At 69.8% G+C, this 19308-nt stretch carries 16 protein-coding genes and 2 pseudogenes; 12 read left to right on the forward strand and 6 right to left on the reverse strand.

Annotated elements, in window-relative coordinates:
• Positions 1 to 6: 6 nt before the first annotated feature.
• The 3 genes from FRANCCI3_RS26640 to FRANCCI3_RS02445 all read left to right on the forward strand — a co-directional run bounded on the left by FRANCCI3_RS26640 (position 7) and on the right by FRANCCI3_RS02445 (position 3514).
• Positions 7 to 195, forward strand: a complete 189-nt coding sequence (locus FRANCCI3_RS26640) for a hypothetical protein (RefSeq protein WP_139168573.1) — start codon at positions 7 to 9, stop codon at positions 193 to 195.
• 428 nt (positions 196 to 623) lie between these two features.
• Positions 624 to 848: a heavy-metal-associated domain-containing protein gene (locus tag FRANCCI3_RS02440; RefSeq protein ID WP_011434951.1), complete on the forward strand. Its 225-nt coding sequence runs from the start codon at positions 624 to 626 to the stop codon at positions 846 to 848.
• Between the two features lie 113 nt (positions 849 to 961).
• Complete coding sequence (locus tag FRANCCI3_RS02445; protein ID WP_011434952.1) at positions 962 to 3514, forward strand: heavy metal translocating P-type ATPase; 2553 nt, start codon at positions 962 to 964, stop codon at positions 3512 to 3514.
• 63 nt (positions 3515 to 3577) lie between these two features.
• Here the strand turns inward: FRANCCI3_RS02445 and FRANCCI3_RS02450 are convergent, their stop codons facing one another.
• Positions 3578 to 5107, reverse strand: coding sequence for a methionine--tRNA ligase (locus FRANCCI3_RS02450; RefSeq protein WP_023839818.1), 1530 nt, complete (start codon positions 5105 to 5107; stop codon positions 3578 to 3580).
• A 1932-nt stretch (positions 5108 to 7039) separates the two neighbouring features.
• Here FRANCCI3_RS02450 and FRANCCI3_RS02460 point away from each other — a divergent pair.
• From FRANCCI3_RS02460 to FRANCCI3_RS28900, 5 genes and pseudogenes are all read left to right on the forward strand, one after another.
• On the forward strand, positions 7040 to 7861 hold the full coding sequence (locus tag FRANCCI3_RS02460; RefSeq protein WP_011434955.1) for a TnsA-like heteromeric transposase endonuclease subunit: 822 nt from the start codon (positions 7040 to 7042) through the stop codon (positions 7859 to 7861).
• Entirely contained in the window at positions 7861 to 8199 is a 339-nt protein-coding gene (locus FRANCCI3_RS27385) for a hypothetical protein (RefSeq protein ID WP_011434956.1), read from the forward strand. Before FRANCCI3_RS02460 ends, FRANCCI3_RS27385 begins: the two co-directional genes overlap by 1 nt.
• A 20-nt stretch (positions 8200 to 8219) precedes the next feature.
• Positions 8220 to 9791: a Mu transposase C-terminal domain-containing protein gene (locus FRANCCI3_RS02465; RefSeq protein ID WP_011434957.1), complete on the forward strand. Its 1572-nt coding sequence runs from the start codon at positions 8220 to 8222 to the stop codon at positions 9789 to 9791.
• Positions 9788 to 10921 carry an ATP-binding protein gene (locus tag FRANCCI3_RS02470; protein WP_011434958.1) on the forward strand — a complete coding sequence of 378 codons (1134 nt, stop codon included), beginning with the start codon at positions 9788 to 9790 and terminating at the stop codon, positions 10919 to 10921. The genes FRANCCI3_RS02465 and FRANCCI3_RS02470 overlap by 4 nt, the downstream gene beginning before the upstream one ends.
• Positions 10922 to 10925: 4 nt before the next feature.
• Positions 10926 to 11351, forward strand: a pseudogene (locus tag FRANCCI3_RS28900) (TniQ family protein); the annotation flags it as partial.
• A gap of 112 nt (positions 11352 to 11463) precedes the next feature.
• Here FRANCCI3_RS28900 and FRANCCI3_RS27700 read toward each other — a convergent pair.
• Positions 11464 to 11679 carry a hypothetical protein gene (locus FRANCCI3_RS27700; RefSeq protein ID WP_023839813.1) on the reverse strand — a complete coding sequence of 72 codons (216 nt, stop codon included), beginning with the start codon at positions 11677 to 11679 and terminating at the stop codon, positions 11464 to 11466.
• Between the two features lie 620 nt (positions 11680 to 12299).
• Between FRANCCI3_RS27700 and FRANCCI3_RS28905 the strand changes: the two genes are divergently transcribed.
• The gene (locus FRANCCI3_RS28905) at positions 12300 to 12485 is read left to right on the forward strand and encodes a hypothetical protein (RefSeq protein ID WP_369807771.1); all 186 of its coding nucleotides are present in this window, start codon (positions 12300 to 12302) and stop codon (positions 12483 to 12485) included.
• 183 nt (positions 12486 to 12668) lie between these two features.
• Here the strand turns inward: FRANCCI3_RS28905 and FRANCCI3_RS02485 are convergent, their stop codons facing one another.
• Positions 12669 to 13184: a putative immunity protein gene (locus tag FRANCCI3_RS02485; protein WP_023839811.1), complete on the reverse strand. Its 516-nt coding sequence runs from the start codon at positions 13182 to 13184 to the stop codon at positions 12669 to 12671.
• Between the two features lie 98 nt (positions 13185 to 13282).
• On the opposite strand from FRANCCI3_RS02485, the gene FRANCCI3_RS02490 reads away from it, so the two are divergent.
• Complete coding sequence (locus FRANCCI3_RS02490) at positions 13283 to 13606, forward strand: hypothetical protein (RefSeq protein WP_023839810.1); 324 nt, start codon at positions 13283 to 13285, stop codon at positions 13604 to 13606.
• Between the two features lie 192 nt (positions 13607 to 13798).
• Here the strand turns inward: FRANCCI3_RS02490 and FRANCCI3_RS02495 are convergent, their stop codons facing one another.
• Positions 13799 to 14452, reverse strand: a complete 654-nt coding sequence (locus FRANCCI3_RS02495; protein ID WP_011434963.1) for a class I SAM-dependent DNA methyltransferase — start codon at positions 14450 to 14452, stop codon at positions 13799 to 13801.
• Positions 14453 to 14583: 131 nt separating this feature from the next.
• A pseudogene (locus FRANCCI3_RS02500) lies at positions 14584 to 14748 on the reverse strand (MerR family transcriptional regulator); the annotation flags it as partial.
• Between the two features lie 522 nt (positions 14749 to 15270).
• Here FRANCCI3_RS02500 and argS (FRANCCI3_RS02505) point away from each other — a divergent pair.
• Positions 15271 to 16020 (forward strand): arginine--tRNA ligase, encoded by a 750-nt coding sequence (argS, locus tag FRANCCI3_RS02505; RefSeq protein ID WP_083503454.1) that lies wholly within the window; start codon positions 15271 to 15273, stop codon positions 16018 to 16020.
• On the opposite strand, the gene FRANCCI3_RS02510 is transcribed toward argS (FRANCCI3_RS02505), so the two are convergent.
• Positions 15992 to 17713 carry an IS66 family transposase gene (locus FRANCCI3_RS02510; protein ID WP_237704547.1) on the reverse strand — a complete coding sequence of 574 codons (1722 nt, stop codon included), beginning with the start codon at positions 17711 to 17713 and terminating at the stop codon, positions 15992 to 15994. The genes argS (FRANCCI3_RS02505) and FRANCCI3_RS02510 overlap by 29 nt on opposite strands.
• Before the next feature lie 145 nt (positions 17714 to 17858).
• Here FRANCCI3_RS02510 and argS (FRANCCI3_RS02515) point away from each other — a divergent pair, with 145 nt between their 5' ends.
• On the forward strand, positions 17859 to 19235 hold the full coding sequence (argS, locus tag FRANCCI3_RS02515) for an arginine--tRNA ligase (RefSeq protein WP_162238928.1): 1377 nt from the start codon (positions 17859 to 17861) through the stop codon (positions 19233 to 19235).
• Positions 19236 to 19308 lie beyond the last annotated feature (73 nt).

Here is a 19308-nt window from a genome sequence, read left to right on the forward strand (position 1 = left end):
CCCTCGGTGACGATTCCTGTCCGCCGGCAGCTTTCTGGACAGGTATCCGGGCGGGAGGCCGCGCTCAACGGAGCGGGCCGCGCCGGGAGCGGGCCGCGCCGGGAGCGGGCCGCGCCGGGAGCGGGCCGCGCCGGACCGGTGGGTGACCACCGCGAGGCGGCGCCCCGACGTGCCGGGTCGTGGGTGCCCGGCTGATGTGCCGGTCGTCCGTCCGCGCAGGATCTGATGGACTCTGGACCACCCGGCCGTATTGCGATGCGCTGATGTGATGCGCTCCCGTCGCCCAGCTGGCCGCCCATCCGGTCACAGTCCCGTGCGCCTGCTCTCCACGATGGTGCCGGAAGCTCGACATGTGCGGAAAGTGTTCGGCATGTTGCCCGAAGTAGGCCGGCGGGTTGGCCAAGGTGGGGCTGTGCGTCGCGGCCTTCCTGTGTCGGCGTGGGTGGGATCTCCCCCGTGATGATCGACCATTGGTTCGGAAGATACCCCCACCGGGTACCGGTACACCATACGGGGGGAGGGTATGTTCGGGAGGTGGGACGGGCGCCGGTGGGCCGGTGGGTCGGGCAGATCCATTGGGGCCGGGGCGGCTTACAAGAGGAGACGAGGAGACGGGAACGGCCATGACGACAACCGCCTACACGACCACCTACACGGTGGCCGGGATGACCTGCCAGCACTGCGTCCGATCCGTGACCGAGGAGCTCGCGCGGCTGCCGACCGTGTCGGACGTCGCCGTGGACCTGGCCGAGGGTCGGGTCACCCTCGTCAGCGATGGCGTCGTCGAGGACGGCGCCGTCCGGGAGGCCGTTGCGGAGGCCGGATACGAGCTTGTCGGGCGGGCGTAGCGCTTCGGTGGTGCCAACGGTGCCGGTGGTCGGCGGGTGTGTCCGCTCCCACCGCCCGTGACCGGCGGTACCTTCCGGTCCGCCGTCAGGAATCCGCCGTAAGGGGAGAGCTGATGACCACTCTCGACGTCGGAAGGGGTCACCCCGCGCGGATCGAGCTCGCGATCGGCGGGATGACCTGCTCGTCGTGTGCCGCGCGGGTGGAACGCAAACTCAACAAGCTGGACGGCGTCACCGCTTCGGTGAACTACGCCACCGAGAAGGCCACCGTGACCCTCACGGACACGGAGGCCCCCGCGGTCCGTCTCGACGATCTGATCCGCGTGGTCCAGGCCGCGGGCTACTCCGCGGCCCCGGCCGCCGGACGCGCGGCTGACACCAGGGCCGAGACGGCGGCCTACACCGGGGCCGAGACGGCAGCCGATGCCGAGGCTGACACCGAGGTCGTAGCCGGCACCGCGGCCGAGCAGGTGGCGGGTGCGGCGGATGCCAAGGACGGCGGCGCGCAGGACGGCGGCGGCACGCAGGACGACGCACCCGGCGCGGCGCTGCGGGCGCTGCGCGTCCGGCTGGCGGTCTCGGCGGCGCTCGCCATGCCGGTGATCGTACTGGCCATGGTGCCCGCCTGGCAGTTCGACTACTGGCAGTGGGTCTCGCTGGCCCTGGCGACGCCGGTCGTGCTCTGGGGAGGCTGGCCGTTCCATCGGGCCGCGGCCCGGGGCGCCCGGCACGGTGTCGCGACGATGGACACCCTGGTCTCCCTCGGAACGCTGGCCGCCTTCGTCTGGTCGCTGTACGCCCTGTTCCTGGGCGGAGCGGGCGAGCCGAGGATGCGGCACTCGTTCTCGTTCACCGGCGGATTCCCGGGCCCGGAAGCCTCGGCCGGCGAGATCGTCCACTCGGGGAGTGGTCACGGCACCGGCGGGAGTGCCCACGGCGGCGCGGGCACGGCCCTCTACCTGGAGGTCGCCGCCGGGGTGACGGTGTTCCTGCTCGCCGGCCGATTCCTGGAGTCACGTGCCCGCCGGCGTTCCGGCGCGGCCCTGCGGGCGCTGCTCCACCTCGGGGCGAAGGACGTCACCGTGCTGCGCGTCCGGCCGGCGGACGGCGCGCGGGGGACTGGCCCGCGGCGGGTCGAGGAGCGGATCCCGGTCGAGGCGCTGCGGATCGGGGACGAGTTCGTCGTCCGTCCGGGCGAGAAGATCGCCACCGACGGCGTCGTGCTTGATGGGCTGTCGGCGGTGGACGCGAGCATGGTCACCGGCGAGTCGGTGCCCGTCGAGGCCGGCCCGGGTGACGCGGTTGTCGGGGCGACGGTGAACGTCGGCGGGCGGCTCGTGGTCCGGGCCACCCGGGTCGGTGCCGACACGCAGCTGGCGCGCATCGCCCGGCTCGTGACGGAGGCCCAGAGTGGCAAGGCCCGCGTCCAGCGCCTCGCCGACCGGGTCTCGGCGGTGTTCGTTCCGGTGGTGATCATTTTCGCACTCGTCACCCTCGGGGTCTGGCTGGCTCTCGGGCAGCCGGCGACCGACGCCTTCACCGCGGCCGTCGCCGTGTTGATCATCGCCTGCCCCTGCGCGCTGGGCCTGGCCACGCCGACGGCGCTGCTGGTCGGGACGGGACGCGGTGCGCAGGTGGGCATCCTTATCCGCGGCCCGGAGGTGCTGGAGTCGACGCGGCGGGTCCAGACCGTCCTACTCGACAAGACCGGCACGGTGACCAGCGGGCGGATGCAGGTTGTCGCGGTGCTGCCGGCTCCCGGCGAGGACGCCGCCGAGGTGCTCCGGCTCGCCGCGGCGGTGGAGGACGCGAGCGAGCACCCCATCGCCCGGGCGATCGCCGACGCGGCCAGGGAGCACGCGGTGGCCGCTGGTGCGGCTGGGGAGCACGCGGTGGCCGTCGGTGTGCTGCCGCCGGTCGCGGACTTCGCGAACACCGCGGGCCTCGGCGTGCGCGGCACCGTCGAGGGGCATGCGGTGCTCGTCGGGCGGCCCCAGGTGTTCGTGGAACTCCCGGACGCGCTCGCCGCCGAGCTGGACCGGGAACGGGCCGCCGGGCATACCGCCGTCGTGGTCGGCTGGGACGGCCGTCCCCGTGGACTGATCAGTGTCGCCGACACGGTGAAGCCCACCGCGGCCGCGGCCGTCGCCGATCTGCGTCGGCTCGGGCTGCACCCGGTCCTGCTGACCGGGGACGCCGAGGCGGTCGCCCGGTCCGTCGCCGCCGAGGTCGGCATCGCGGACGAGGATGTCATCGCCGAGGTCCTGCCCGAGGAGAAGGTCGCGGCGGTCCGTCGCTTGCAGGCGCAGGGCCGGGTCGTGGCCATGGTGGGCGACGGGGTGAACGACGCCGCCGCGCTCGCCCAGGCCGATCTGGGCCTGGCGATGGGCGGCGGCACCGACGCGGCGATCGAGGCGTCGGATCTGACGCTTGTCAACGCGGATCCCCGCCTGGTGGCGGATGCTATCCGACTGTCGCGCGCCACCCTGCGCACGATCAAGGGCAATCTGTTCTGGGCGTTCGCCTACAACGTGGCCGGGCTACCGCTTGCCGCGACCGGTCTGCTCAACCCAATGATCGCGGGGGCGGCGATGGCGTTCAGCTCCGTCTTCGTCGTCACGAACAGTCTGCGGCTGCGGCGTTTCACCGCACTGCGGCCGGCCTGAGCGGGTCCGGCCTGAGCGGGTCCGGCCTGAGCGGGTCCGGCCTGAGCGGTTCCACGGCGTCGGTCAGGTCGTGGCCGGTTCGGCCGGCGGGGCCTCCAGGCGCGGGAACACCGGGCTGGGACCCGCGACCCGCGACCCGCCGTCGCCGCACTGCGCGGCGATGCGCGGTGCCGAGTCAGGCAGGAAGGGCGCGAGGTGCTCCGCCAGCTCCCGGCACGTGGCGACCAGTTCGGCGAGGACTGCGTCGAGGGCGTCGCGCGACGCTCCCTCCTTGCGCTCCGCCTTCGCGAGCTCCCAGGGCCGGGCAGCCTCCACGTAGCGGTTACCCTCGTCGCCGATCCTCGTGATGACCTCGGCCGCCCGGCGGAAGTCGAAGGCGGCGAAGGCGTCGTCGATCGTCCGGGGGGTCTCGTCGCGCACTGCCCGCAGCTTGGCGGCCGCGGGATTGTCGAGGGCGAGTGGGGGAATGAGCCCGTCCCGGTACCGCTTCACCATCGACACGGTCCGGTTGACCAGGTTGCCGATGTTGTTGGCGAGGTCTTCGTTCGCGCGGGTCACGAGCCGTTCGGTCGTGTAGTCGGTGTCGCCGGCTCGGGCGACGTCGCGCAGCATCCACCACCGCAGCGCGTCGGTGTTGAAGGCGGCGACGATGTCGGCGGGATCCTCGGCGTTGCCAGCCGACTTGCTGATCTTCATGCTGTCGGCGGTGAGATACTCGTGCACGAAGATGGTGTCGGGCAGGCGCACCCCGGCCGAGAGCAGCATCGCCGGCCAGTAGACGGCGTGAAAGCGGATGATGCCCTTGCCGATGACGTGCACTCGCCTGTCGGCGTCGTTCCACCAGTACTGGAAGCTGTCGTCGTCGTTGCCGTACCCGGGGGCGGTGATGTAGTTCCCGAGCGCGTCGAACCACACGTAGATGACCTGCTCGGGGTCGCCGGGGACCGGAATACCCCAGCCGCGGGCCCGGCTCATGCTCCGCGACGCGCTGAAGTCCTCCAGACCGGCCTCGATGAAGGACAGCACCTCCCGCTTGCGGGCGGCGGGCTCGATGCGCAGCCGGTCGGTGGAGATGAGCGCGTGGAGCTGGTCCTGATAGCGGCCCAACCGGAAGAACCAGTTGCTCTCCTCCACCAGGTCGGGAACGGTCCCGTGTTCCGGACAGCGGCCGTCCACCAGCTCGTCGGGCTGGTAGAACAGCTCGCATCCCACGCAATACAGACCGGCGTAGGTCTTGCGGTAGAAGTCCCCGCGGTCGGCGCAGGCCGACCACAGCTTCTCGACTCCCGGCCGATGACGGGGGTCCGTGCTCGTCTTGATGAAATCGTCGAACGAGAGGCCCAACGGACCGCGAAGGCCCACGAACCCGGTGGCGACCCGCTCGACGTACTCGGCGGGTGTAATCCCCTCGGCCTCGGCCGCCTGGACGTTCTTCAGGGCGTTGTCGTCGGTGCCGGTCTGGAACCGGACCTCGTGGCCGCGCTGACGAAGATGACGTGCGTACGCATCGGTCTCGATCAGTTCGAGAGCGTGACCTACGTGCGGCTTGCCGTTGACGTACGGAATCGCCGTCGTCACGAAGTAGCGGCCCATCTGGTGTGAGTCCTTCCGCCCCGGTAGCAGCCTCACCGACGAGGCTCCGTCAGGGCCTCATCGGTCAGTCTGTCAAGACGCGCGGAAGAGGCCGGACGGCATGTGCATCATCATCTGGCTGGCCGGCGTCTCGGCCGTGGCATGTGTCCTCGACACAGGGTGAATCCTACGCGACCTCGCGCCCGGTAGCCTCCCGGGGAGTGTGGCCCGATCCGCATGATTCGGATCATGGTTTCCGACTGAGGTCGCCATAGACGCTGACCACCGCGTTCATGCCCATGCGGGCCATCGCGGCCGGCGCTGCCGGCACCCCCCGCCGGTCGGCCAAGCGTCGGCGTCGGTCGGCGCCGGGCTGCTTCCGCCGATCGTGACAACGATCGTCGGCGGAGGTACTTCGTAACCGTCGCCGTTCGCCAGACTAATCCGGGTCTCGACAACGATCCGCGGGATGTGGCGTTGATGTACTTTGTCCATCGAATTTTGGCTCCCGTCTTCAGGGTTTTCTAAGAATCACAGAAAGGCTTCATGAAAAACACACGAGAATCACATGTGATCTGCCGCCAAATGCTTCCGGCCATCTCTGGCGCGAACACGCCGGGCGCAATCCAGCCAGGCGCCGGTGCGTACGGCTAGTCTTCCCATCGCAAGTAGTCGATCGATATTTTTGATGACGGGAGAATCATGACAAGATCCCTGAAGAGGAAAGCGGTGGTCGCCTCCCTGTCCGCCGTGTCGGCAGTCTGTGTGACGGTGGGACCGGCGGCTTCAAGCGCCTGGGCCGACGACCGCGTTCCCGTGCGGAGTGTCAACCATTGGCACGCCACGGACGGCTGGAAGCGGAACGACTGGAACGGCTGGAACAAGGGCGGTCGGGGCATCGGGCGGCAGGACCAGGGCCGCGAGGACGAGCGACGCCACGACGACAGCCGCCAGAGCGGCGGTAGCCAGGACCAGTGGCGCCGGGACCATGGTCGTCAGGGCCGGGACCAGCTACAACGGGACCAGGGCCAACGGGACTGGGGTCGCCAGCCGGGTGGAATAGTTCGATAGAAAGGGCCGACGGGTGATCGGCCCGGCGCCTTTCCGCCGGCCGGTCGTGCGGGTGCCGGGACTAGCGGTAGCCGACACCCGCATCCGTCAGCTTTCTGTTGACGTCGGAGGGCGTGCCCCCGGTCGCCAGCCGGGTACGGGCTGGCCTCCCTCAGGCGTTCAGCCAGTTACGCCGGTCTCGTGGCGCGGGACGTCGGTCCGCCGGCGTCGGGCACCGCCGTGGGGCCGTTTCCGCCCGTGTCCGCCGGGCCGGTCTGCGGCGGCCCGTCCCCGGTCTGCGCTGGCCCGTCGTGCGAGTCGGCGGAGGCGGGACGGATCGACCACGGCACCTCACAGAACAGGCGGGGGAATTCGGCAAATAAACGCTAACCGCACTATCCGATTCTGCCAAGCGCGTGCATTCTGCCGACCACTCCCGCTCGTGACCATGATTAGATAGGATGCCAGTAATGGCATGACTCTTGGCCTACTCTTGGCCTACCCGGGTACGTGCCAGATGCTCGCTGAGCTGCACCGATGCGCCGCCTCAGACGTACCCAATTAGCGGGTACGCCGTTGGGGGTCCGTTGGGGTGGTCGGGTACGCGTATGACGGTCTAGGGATCTGTAGGGATCGCGGACAGATGGCCACTCACCGTGATGGTTGGCCAGTAGATGGCCGCTGGCCGTGGTAGTTGGCCAATCTGCGGGAGACGTCGGGTGATGCCGGTCCGGAGCGATTCTGCCGCCGTCGCGGGTGCGGAAGGTCGGCGCGAGATCGTCGGCTCTCCGGCTGAATGGTTCGCGGGGTGCCAGCCTCGGATAATCGTCATTTCGATCTGTAGGAACTCGCTGATTGCCGTGTTCTCTGGGGCCGCGGGTGTGGTCCGAGGTGTGCCCTGCGATGCATTGCGGCGGTTCCGGCCTCCTGGCGCCCTACCTTTCGGACATCGACGGTGAACTGGTCGCGCAGAAGCGGGCTTCGGGTTCGGCCTGCGCGGACGGGGAGGACCTGCCTGAGCCGGTCGTGTTGTTGCGCACGGCGGAGGGTGAGGTCGAACGCCCGATACGGAACGTTACGGCAGCGCAGGTGATGGCGGCTGTGCCGTGGCGGACGGTCCGAAGCGTGCGAGGGCAGCCGCATTTTCCGGGTTGGTACTGGTCTGCGACGACGGGCGGTCATGTCGTCTACGAGAGCCGGTTGGAGTTGGCGCGGCTGCCGGTCGCGGACTTCGACACGCAGGTGGTCGGGATCGCGGCGCAACCGTTCCTGCTGCGGGCGACGGTCGGTGGCCGGGTCCGCCGGCACGTGCCGGACCTCCTGCTGGTGCATGCGGATGGGGCGGCGCGGCTGGTGAACGTGAAGCCGGTGTCTCGGCTGGAGGACCCGGTGGTCGCCGAGGCGCTGCGGTGGCCGGGCGTCGTGGCGCGGTCGCACGGCTGGGCGTATGAGATCTGGAGCGGCACCGAGGCGGTCTATCTCGCGAACCTGCGGTTTCTGGCCGGCTATCGCCGGCCGGGTCTGCTGCCCGACGGGTTGACGGATGCCGTCGTCGCGGCGTTCCGGCCCGGTGACACGATCGGTTCGCTTGTCGGTCGCGCGACGCGGGAAAGCCCGGCGGGGCAGGTCAAGGCCGCAGCGCTGACGCTGCTGTGGCAGCGAAGGCTGTCGACGGACCTGCACCGTCGGCTGGGCGACGACAGCACGCTGGAGACGGCGCTGTGATGGCGCAGGCGCGGGTGGACGTGGCGGTCGGTAGCCGGCTGGCGCACGACGGCCGGTGGTGGACGGTGACCGAGCTGACGGCGGGCTCGGTGCTGCTCACCGACGTCGGTGGCGGGGTCCGGCAGGTCGGGCTGGCTCATCTGCTGGCGCATCCCAGCACCCGGCTGCTCACCGACGTCCCGGTCGACGCGGTGGCGGGCGTGGGCGCGGATCTGGCGGGCTTGAACGCGGCTGGCCGTGAGGCGCTGGCCGATCGGGTCGGGCACGTGCAGGAGGTCCGCACGGGGTTCCGGCGGGGCTGGTCGACGAGCGGTGGCGGCGGCGACAGACAGCGCTGAGCGTGGTGGATGGCCGCTGGGTGGATACGGCGCGGGGCGTGCTCGCCGAGTTCAGCCACGCGAGCACGCCGACTCAGGACTTGGTTCTCGCGGCGATCGAGGCTCGGCTTGAGCAGGAGCACGGCCCGGGGGTGGTGCGCCTGCCGGGTCGGACCCGGGCGCGGGCCCTGCTGCGGGAGCTGAGCCGCGGCACCAGCGCGTTCGGTGGAGCCAAGGGCCGGCGGGAGATCGCGGGCCGCCCGGTGGCGCCTTACGGGAAGCTGCGGGCGCACCGGCCGGGTGAGTACCTGCTGGTGGACACGACCAGGTTGGACGTGTTCGCGATGGAGCGGGTGACGCTGCGCTGGGTGCAGGCGGAGCTGACGGTCGCGATGGACCGCTACGACCGGTGCATCACCGGGCTGCGGCTGACCCCGGTGTCGACGAAGGCGGTCGACGCCGCGGCGGTGCTGTTCGAGTCGATCCGTCCGTTGCCGGAGCCGGCGGCGGGCTGGGTGGATGTCCGCCCGCCCTATCACGGTGTTCCTGGGCGGGTGGTGGTCGATGTCGAGCGGCTCGTCGACGCCGGCGGCGTCCCGCTGTTGCCGTCGGTGGCGGCGGAGACCCTGGTGGTCGATCATGGCCGGATCTATCTGTCGGAGCATCTGCTGTCGGTCTGCCAGCGGCTGGGGATCTCGGTGCAGCCGGCGCGGGTCGCCCAGGCCACCGACAAGGCAGCGGTCGAACGCTTTTTCCGCACGCTGCGCGAGCAGCTACTCGTCGCGCTTCCCGGCTACAAGGGCCCGGACGTCCACCACCGGGGCGCCGATGTCGAGGAGCAGGCGTTCTACTTCCTCGACGAGCTCGAAGAACTCATCCGCCAGTGGGTCGCGGACTGCTACCACCGTCAGCCCCATGGCGGCCTCGTGGTCCCGGAGGTGCCGGGGCTGGCGGTGTCGCCGTTGGAGATGTTCGCCCACGGGGTGGCGCGGGCCGGTCATCTCCAGGTGCCCGCGCGGGCGGACCTGGTCTTCGACTTCCTGGCGGTCGAATGGCGCACGATCCAGCACTACGGGGTGGAGATCGGCGGGCTGCGCTACGACGGGCCCGCCCTGTCGCCCTACCGCAACCGGACCAGCCCGCACACTGGCGTCCACGCGGGCAAGTGGCCGATCCGCGTCGACGCCGATGACGTCAGCCGGGTCTACTTCCAGGACCCGGCCGACCAACGCTGGCATGTGCTGCGCTGGGAGCACGCCGACGCCCTGGGCGGCCCGTTCAGCGCGGACGCGCTGGCCTACGCCCGCCAGCTCGCCACCGCGACCGACCGGTTCCCCGACACCCGCCGAGCACTGGCCCGGCTGTTGGAACGCTGGGACGCGGGCCTGGCCGGCAACCGGGCCGAGCGGCGCATGGCGGTGCGTCTGTCCGAACGGCGGCTGCGTCTCGTCGGCGACACGGCCGTCCCGGACGAACCCGCCCCGGCGGTCGCCTCGCCCGACCAGGACCGTTCGGCCGAGGAGACGGCGGGCGATGACGACCGCGACGACGAGCTTGGCGCCCCGTTCCCTGGCGAAGACGACTTCTACGCCGACGCGATGGAGATCGTGTGACCGCACCGCCGGACGGCGGCGAACGCGCCTACAGCCTGTCGACGAAACAGGGATGGACGACGTTCGTGACCGCCCCGGACCGGCCACGCCCCGAAGCGTTGGACCGCGCCGGCCTGGCGGCGCTGTCGGCGACGGCGCGGGCGGACTACGACGAGCAGCGCACGGTCTGGCACGCCAACCTCGGCCCGATCCGCACCCCGCAGATGCGGGCTGTCCACGACGACCTCGATGACATCGTCGAGGCCAACCGGCAGGACGGCGACAAGGTCAAAGGCGCCGCGGTCATCGACGCGTTCCCCGGGCTGGGGAAGTCCACGGTCGCGCAGACGTTCGCCCGCGGCTTCCACCAGCGCCAGCTGGCCCGCTACGGGCCGACGACCACCGGCGGCCATGAGCGGGTCCCGGTCGCGCACGTCTGCCTGACCTCGTCGACGACGAAACGCACGTTCAACACGATGCTCTGCCGGTTCTTCCACCTGCCCGGCTCGGAGCGGGGCAACGCCGAGCACCTCGGCCACAAGGCCGCCGATGCGGTCCTGGCCTGCGACACCCGGCTGATCGTGATCGATGACGTCCACTTCCTCGACCCGCGGCGCGCCGACGGCCGCGATGTGGCGAACCATTTCAAATATTTGGCGAACACCTTCCCGGTCACGTTCCTCTACGTCGGTGTCGGGATCATCCGCCGCGGCCTGCTCGCCGAGGGACTCGGCCCGTCCGAGGAGGAGCTCGCGCAGAACGGCCGCCGGTGGACGACGCTGTCCGTCGACCCGTTCGAGATCGAGACCGAGCCGGGCCGGCGCACCTGGCGGCGGCTGCTCCTGGCGATCGAGAAGAACCTGATCCTCGCCGAGGGCCATCCGGGGATGGTCGCCGACGAGCTGTCGGACTACCTGTTCGCCCGCAGCACCGGCCACTTCGCCTCGCTGATGACCCTGATCGTCCGCGGCTGCCGCCGCGCGGTCCGCACCGGCCAGGAACGGCTCACTCCCGCCTTGCTCGACCAGGTCCGCAACGACGCCGCCGAAGCCGCCCGCCAGGAACTGCACGCCGCCTTCACCCACCGCCGGCTGACCAGCCGACCCGCCAGCACCCCACGCGCCGAGCCGGCGCTGCCGGCGGCGGGATAAGCCGGTGGTCGACAGCATCCCGATCCGGCTGGCCCCGCTGCCCGGTGAGGACCTCGACAGCTACCTGCACGCCTACGCCCGCCTGCTGCACGCCGAGGTCTCCGACATCCTCACCCTCGCGGGCCTGGCAGGTCAGCCGAGCACCGAGAAGCTCGGCCACCGGCCCTGGACCTACCGGCTCGACCCCGTCGAACGCGCCGCGCTCGCCACCGTCACTGGCCTTCGGCCACAGACTCTCACCGCGATGACCCTCGCCCGCTACGACGACACCGGCCTACTGAGCGGTATCCGGCCGACCGGACGGCCCCGGCCGCCCCGCTGGTGGAACCAGCTCAAAGGATCACGGTTCTGCCCCCGGTGCCTCGCCGGCAACGGCGGACGGTGGATGCTGGCCTGGCGGCTGCCCTGGACCTTCGCCTGCACCCGTCATCATCTTCTGCTCGTCGACACCTGCCTCGCCTGCGGCCGGGCTCACCGCCCCGCCCTTGACCAGCCGCCCCGCGGCCCCGGGACGGTGCGACACGACCGGCCTGCCGCTCCCGTCACACCCGCGCGGACGCCAGCCGCCCGCCTGCACGGCCCCACCCGCCGACACCGACGCGGTCGCGCTGCGTCCCGATGGTCCGATCGTCACCGCGCAACGTCACGTAGACAATCTGCTCGCCGAGCTCGGCCGCAGCCATCCTGGCACCGTCGCCCGGCCGGCGGGTGTCGCGCAGCGCCTCGACGACCTGCACGCCGTCGCCTTCGACACCCACGGCGCCCCCATCGATTACGCCCGCCGCCGGCGATGGCGACGCCTGCGCCAGCCTGACTTCGACGAGACCGCCTGGCGCGATCGCTTATCTGCACGACCGCGCCGCACACATCCTGCGCCGCGGCAGGATCGACGAACCTGTCACCTGGGAACCGCCCTTCGACTGGATCACCGGCATCACCTGGCCCGGCCTCGACCCCACCCGCGTGCACCGCCGGGAACTCTGGGCCCACCGACCCCGCCCCCATCGAACCGCCCCACACTGTCCAGCCCCCGACCATCACGGAGCCCACCCAGCTGTCCGGGCGCGCGATCCTCGCCGCGGTCGATCCCGCCTGGCTACGCGAGCAATACGAAGTCAAGCGACGACACTTCGCCGACATCGCCGCCGAGCTCGGCATCCATGGCACCGACGTCAGCGCCCGAGCACGCGCCCTCGGCATCCCCACCCGCCGCGGCACCGCCGCCCACACCCACCCCCTGGCCCCGCACGGAGGACCCGACGCGTTCACCCCGCTGACCTGGACCGTCCTCGACGGCCGAGGCGCCGAACAGCGTGTCCGCAGACTGCTCGCCACCCCCGGCCACGCCCACCTCCGCGACGCCGCCCGCGCCCTCGGCATCCGCACCGACGCCCTCAGACGGCAGATCCACCACCTTGAACACACCGTCGGCGCCGCACTGCTGCACACCGACGATCAAGAACACCTCATGCTCACCCCGCACGGCGAACACCTCGCCCACACCCTCCTGCCCATCCTTGATCTCCTCGACCGCACTCGGAATCCGGGGAGGACACCCTCCTGACCCACTCCGTCATGACTGTTCCTGGGGCGCGACGCCACGGGCATTCGTGATGAACCGGGTTAACGTCCGACGTCGTCGAGGAGGAACTCGCCGCCCCGGCCGAGGGCCGGTTCCGCATCGAACCGCTGATGTTCCACCTCGCCGCATCCCGTCCTCAGACAGGCCACGACGGTCGCAGCAGTGTCAGCCGTCGAACACTGACCAGCAGATGTCGTTGCGCAGTCGCTGATCGTCCAGAACCAGTTCGCGAATCGCGTCCGGGAGCTGTTCTCGCTGCCAACGGCACTCAAGCCGTGCGGCGGCCTCAGCTTCGCCCGCGGGCGCCGCCGCCCGCGCGGCCTTGATCGCGTAGGCCGCGGCACCGAGTTCGTGTGCGGCGACATGGGCGACCACCCCGGCCTGACCGGCGGCGAACGCCGCGTGACGAGCCGCTCCGCTCATCACCCTGGCGGCGGCCATGGCATGGCCGCCTGCCGAGCGGGACTGGGACATCGTGATCTCGCCTCGCGACCAGGCTCGAATCTGCTCGATCGCATGGCGGGGCCGGGGGTCCGACGGCTGCACCGACTCGAAGAGGTACAGAACGTGTTCTGCGCAGGCTGCCGCCCACACGGCCAGGAGCTGATGATCGGAGTCCGTGAGCGTGCCCCCACGGCGAACCGTGATGAACCGGGGGTCCCGCTCCTTGGGGAGGATCACGGGTTCCACCGTACGGCCACGCAGACATCGCAGGTCTGCCCGCAGACAGCGACGAACCGGCGGGCCCGATGGGACGATGGGTTCGAAGGAGGGGCAGCGTGGACGACCCGCATGTACATGTCGAGTGGGCCGTGCCGAACGCCAGCGCCGATCTGCGCGCGGTGACGGCATCAGTGTTCGGGCTCGTCGGCGACGCACCTCACGCGGTGCGGACGGGATGCGGCACGCAGGTCTCGTATGCCTCGACCTCCACCCATCCCGAACGTGTCACCTGCCTGCCGTGCCGGGACTACGCGCGAGACCGCTACCTGCGCTACGCGACCAGGATGGAGGAGTCAGCGATCCTGCCAGGCGGCGGTGATGTTCAGGACGTCCTCGCCGCGGCACGCAGACTGCGCGACCTCGCCGATCGGTTCACCTGACACCAGGTTCTGCATCACGACGAACAGCGCCTCCGCCGCCTCCTGGATCGCCAAAAATGGCCAAGTAGACGCTGCCCGTCGGCCCCTCCTCTGGCCGCGCCGAGCGACGGCGAGGGGGCCGGTTGCCTGAGGATGGGCTGTTTCGGATGTGAGGTGGTCTCGGTGCCGGTACGGGCGTAATCCGGTGGAGGCCTACGTCTGCTGGGGGCGGCGGGCCAGTAGCTGGGCCTGTCGGCCTCGTTCTTCGTCCGTCGGTGCTCGTACCAGCTGGGCGACCTCGACCAGTCCTGCCTGCCGTGCCAGCTCGGTGAGGTGGTCGGGCGGCCAGCGGTACGCGCCGGTGACCCGGTGGTCATAGGCGTGCACCCCGGCCGCGGGCTCGTCGGTGGCCAGAAAGCCGAGGAGCAGGTGGCCGCCGGGTGCAAGGAGGCGGTAGATCTCGGCGAGGATGGCGGGGATGTCGGCGGGCGGGGTGTGGATGAGCGAGTAGCGGCACAGGGCGCCGCTGAGGATGCCGTCCGGCAGGTCCAGCGCGGTCATCGTGCCCACCTCGAAACGCAGCTGTGGATGTGAGCGTCGAGCGATAGCGATCATCTTCGGTGACAGGTCCACGCCGAACACGTCCAGCCCCAAGCGGTGCAGGTGGGCCGTCGCATAGCCGGGCCCGCAGCCGAGGTCGGCGACCGGGCCGGGCAGGGGGCGCGTGAGGTCGGCGAACGCGGACAGCAGCGCACGCTCCAGCGGCTGGCGGTCGAGCACGTCGGCGAATAGCTCGGCATACACCTCGGCCACGCCGTCATACGCCGCCGCGACGGTCGTCAGATAGTTCGGGGCAGACTCGGCCATGGCCGATCATCCTAGGCGTGCCCCGGCTGGCCAACTACGGTGGCCAGCCGGGGCGCTGGCGCTGGCCAACAACCGCGACCTGCCAGCTCGGAGTGGCCAAGTAGATCCGTTTCCTACAACGGTCTAGGGATCGCAGATAGATGCCCGATCCGTTGAAGCCGGGCCAGGTCGTCGCTGCTGTAGCGGCGGGTCCCGCCGTCGGTGCGGGCCGGCTCCAGCAGCCCGCGCCGCTCGTACAGACGCAGGCTCTGCGGGTCCATCCCGACCAGATCGGCGGCCACCGAGATCCCGTACACCTCTCACCAGGCCCCGGGATGGCCAACGTCGCGCGATCCCTACAGACGGCGGGCTGTGGGGATCGGAACGGCCGCATTGTGCCGATCGCCGGTTCGGGGGCGCGGAGGGGTACGGACGTCCGAGCGAGTCTGGAAACGATCAGAAGCCTCGACTGGTGTGACGTCCGCCACTTTCACGGAGCGTGAAAACCTGCGTCGACTGGGTCGCTTGGGGGAGGGGTGGTGGAAGTTCCATCGGCACCGTCCCGGCCCGCGGCCTGAACCAACACCGCCGGGGCCTCGTCGGCTGCGTGCTGGCCCAGCCGCTGCACTCGTCCTCGCCCGGGTCGGACAGGGCGCTGGCGGACCGGGGCCGAGCGATGCTCCGACTGAGGGCTCGGATCGGCTGTGCCAGCCCGGCCACCGTGCCGACGAACCGCCACGAAATCGTCCGCACGAAGCCCAACGCCCAACATGAGGAACGGGCAAACACCGCCTCCACCAGCCAATCTATGCCGCCCTGATAAACTCTGAGCCGTGAATATGCTTGCCCAGGTGACCTCCACGCGTAGGCGTGATATCGAAGATCTCCGCGACCGGGTTCGCGGGTCTCGCCCCGCGGCCTTTCCTTCGTCACGCGACTATCCGCTGGCAAGGCTAAGTGCGATCGTCACGCAAGCATTGCAGGAGAAGTTTGCGCGTTCCGATCTCACGGCAGAGATCGAGTTGATCTCCCGAGAGAAGTTCGGCGCCGACGTGACGGTTAAGATGCCGATGCTCCTTAAAGAGGCGGGCGCGAAAGAGTTCGTTAGGACCTACATTCCGCGGGCCATCGAGGCCCTGCAGGTCGAGGAGCTCAAGAAGGTAATTTCCGAGGCCACCGCCAAAGGCATCTACATCAATCTCACGCTGTCCGATAACTGGCTGGCGCAGGCCGTCCAGGGGATCAACAGCCTTGGCGATAGATTCGGCGAGAACGACAGTGCCGCCAGGCGGACCCTCATCATCGAATACTCGTCGCCGAACGTCGCGAAGAAGCTTCACGCCGGACACGTCCGATCAACTATCATTGGGCATGTGCTCGGCAATCTACACCAAGCATGCGGTGCGCTCGTATACCGGTTGAACCACATCAATGACTTCGGCGGATTCGGTTTCATGCTGGAGGGGTTTCGCCGTTTCGTACGTATTCGGAAATCCCGTTGGGGCATGATCGTGGGCGGCGTGACCGTGGGGCACTCCGCTGGGGTCTCGGGGGTCGGGGTCAGCCGGGAGGCTGTTGCCAGGTGGTGAGGTCCTCGGGGCTGGCGGCCCAGGGCAGGAACCGGTCGAGGTCGGCGCCGGTCGGCGGCTTGCCGCCGGCCCGGCCGCAGGCGTCGAGGTAGTTCTCCAGGTAGGTCAGCAGGTTCAGGTTGTGCATCGCGGCGGTCGCGGTGACCGTGAAGATCGTGGCGGCGTGGCGGGCGGTGTCCTCGGTGCGGGAGCCGCCGGCGTTGCGCCGGGTCACGACCGGGCCCCTGATCGCCCTTTCCGCCGGGTTGTTGTCCATGCCGATCATGGGGTAGTCGCGGTGGGCGACCAGCCCGTCCCATTCCCGGTCCAGGGTCGCGAGCGCCTTGCGCGCGGGTTCCTGCAGGCCGGGCGAGGCCGTCTGCTCGCGGCGAACCGTGTCGATCACGGTGATCGCGGTGTCCCAGCCGGCGTACGCGGCGGCGAGCCGCTTCTCGGTGGCCGGCGACGGGGCCGCGGCGGCGGTGTGCCAGGCGGCGGCGAGCTCGCCGTGCGCGGTGTAGAGCGCGCGGATCCGCTCGACCCACTGGCGGGCCCAGATCCCGAGCTGGGCGGGGTTCGCGTCGCCGGCCCGCACGAAGTACCGCCGCGCGTGCGCCCAGCAGTACAGGTTGACCAGGCCATCGGCGCGGCGGCCGGCGGAGACGTACACGGTGTAGAAGTCCGACGACAGCACGAGGCGGCGCGGTCCGCCGTCGGCGTCGTCGGTCAGCTGGCCGCTGTCCGGGTCGAGGCCGACGTGTTCGGCGAGCACCGCCGTCGAGCGGGTCGCGTCCATCACGAAACAGACGCTGTCCGGCCCCAGGAACACCCACAGCCACCAGCGGGCCGGCCCGCCGCCGCCGGTCGGGGTGAACACCCGCCAGGTCGTCTCGTCGGCGTGCAGGTGCCACGACCCCCGCGACCGCCCGACGATCTGCTCGGCGAGTGGGGCGAGCAGGCCCGCGACCTGGGCGCACGCCCCGGTCAGCGTCGCCGGCGAGAGCTGGGCGCCGTGCCGGGCCAACCCGGTGACCAGCGAGTTCTGCGAACGGCCCGCGACATAGCGCTCCACGATCAGCATCGCGAGGAACCGGTGCGTGAACAGGCCCTTCCCGATCGCCTTCGACGGTCCCGGCGCGGTCACCGTCAACGACCCGCCACAGCGGCAGCCCCGCCGATACCGGCGCCGCCTCGACACCCGAACCCGCACCGTCACCAGCCAGTCGAGCTGCTCGACGACATGCTCGCCCCACGGCGTGAACGGCTGCCCACACGACAGGCAGCCATAGCCCCCGCCCTCGAAGTCGCAGTCGACCTCGTCGCGGGACAGATGGTCGTAGCTCCGCCGGCCCGAGCGCGCGCCCGGCCCCCGCCGCCGGCCTGCCGACCCGGCGGCCTCGCCCCGCGCCCCGTCGCCACAACCGTCCCCGCCATCCGGCGAACCCACGGCCGGCGACCCGCCGCACTCCCGTTCCGACGACCGGCCGAACAGCATCCGCCGCAACGTCGCCAGCTCCGCCTGCAACGCCTCGAGCTGGAGACGCAGCTCCACCACCTCGGCCTCACGCGTCGCCTCCCGCGCGACCAGCCCGGCGATGTCCGTCAACAGCTCCGCGACCCGGGCCCGCAGCCAGGCGTTCTCCGCCAGCAGCGCCGCGCCCTCGGCAACCTCACCGCTCGCGGCAGCGCCCGCCCCCGACTCGACAACCGTCACGCACCGCAGCAAACCACCCCGACCGGCAGAACATCACCCACCACGACCATCAGGCCACACCCAGCCCCGAAGGCCGTCACCCCAAAAGATCAACAACGGGACTTCCGAATACGTACGCCGTTTCGGCGATATGTTTCCCGCAGCCATGACCGAGAACGATCGCCTGCTGGAGATCTACGCCATCCGCCGCGCGCTGGAGAGGGTGGTTGCCTCCGGCGGAGGGCTGGGCGGCGCCAGCGAATCGGACGCCGCCGTGCTCCAGCGCTATTTCCCGGGCGTGGACAGCAAGGATGCGCTTGAGTCTGCGTTCAAGGGTTACGTGGAGGCGTCGGATGCCCGCTTTGCGAGGCTGGAAGGCGGAGACTCCGAGGAGGTGGAACTCTGGTCCAAGATGGTGGACTGGAGCCTTGCAGATTTCCGTTCTTTCTATGAAGCACTCGACATCCACATCGACTTCACGATCGGTGAAAGCTTTTACTTCCAGGCCGGTAATGAGGTGATCGAGACCGCTCTGCGCGACGGCCGGGCATTCGAGTTCACGGAGAGTCGCCTGCGCGAGGAAATCGCCAAGATCGAGCAGGCCATGTCTGCCGGTGAGATCACCTCCGCCGTTCGCGACCGGACTGTGGAATTCGCCCGGAAGGATCTCGGAGCCATCGTCGTTCCTCTTCCAGGAAACGAGCGGTTCGTGGTCCGCAGGTCGGACGGCCGGAGCATCTACGCGACACGCGACGTCGGAGCCATCAAGCTCCGCCGTGATATCTTCGACCCGTCCGGCATCTACTATGTCGTGGGCCAAGAGCAGCGCGTCCATTTCGCGCGGCTCTTTCAAGCTGTCGAGGTCCTGGGCATCGCAAGCCGTGACGAACTGGACCTCCGACACATCTACTTTGGCTTCTACGTCGATGAGAAGACTGGCCGGAAGCTCTCAAGCCGAGACAGCGTCGCCGGAGTAAACGATCTACTGAAAATGTCATTCGAGCACTTTTGGAAGAGGTCTGCGGAGCGCGGCACGATGACGGAGGAGGAACTCTCCGTCGCCGCCCAGCAGTTGGCGGTCGGCTCGCTCGTCTTCAACGACCTCAAGCAGGACATGAAGACGACTGTCGCCATGGCTCGCGGAGATCTTTCTCCGACCTTGACGGCCTTCGAGAAGTCAGGAGGACCGTATGTTGTCTACACCGCATGCCGCGCACGGGCAATCCTACGGAAATGGGGCAAGCCCGTGCCGAGTCTGGTTGACCTGACACATTTCGAGGTCAGCGACCAAGAGGCGCAGCTCATTCTCAGGTTGCAGGAGTTGCCTAGCAAGATTACCAGAGCAACAGGCGAGGATAGCCCGGCCATTCTCGTCCGCTATCTACTGGATCTGGCAGCACTCTACAATTCCTACTATACGACCTCGCCGGTCCTTGCGGGTGAGGCCGCCAACGAATTTCGACTAATGATCACTCGGGCTGTTCAGTACACGCTGGTTAACGGACTGCGTCTCTGCCACGTCGAGTGTCCCCCGAAGATCTGACGTGTAGTACCCCGAAGACGGCGTGCCGCGAATTCTGAGGTTATCAGACGGGCCCACGGGCGAGTATTACCTG

This window comes from Frankia casuarinae (assembly GCF_000013345.1).
Classification (GTDB): Bacteria; Actinomycetota; Actinomycetes; order Frankiales; family Frankiaceae; genus Frankia; species Frankia casuarinae.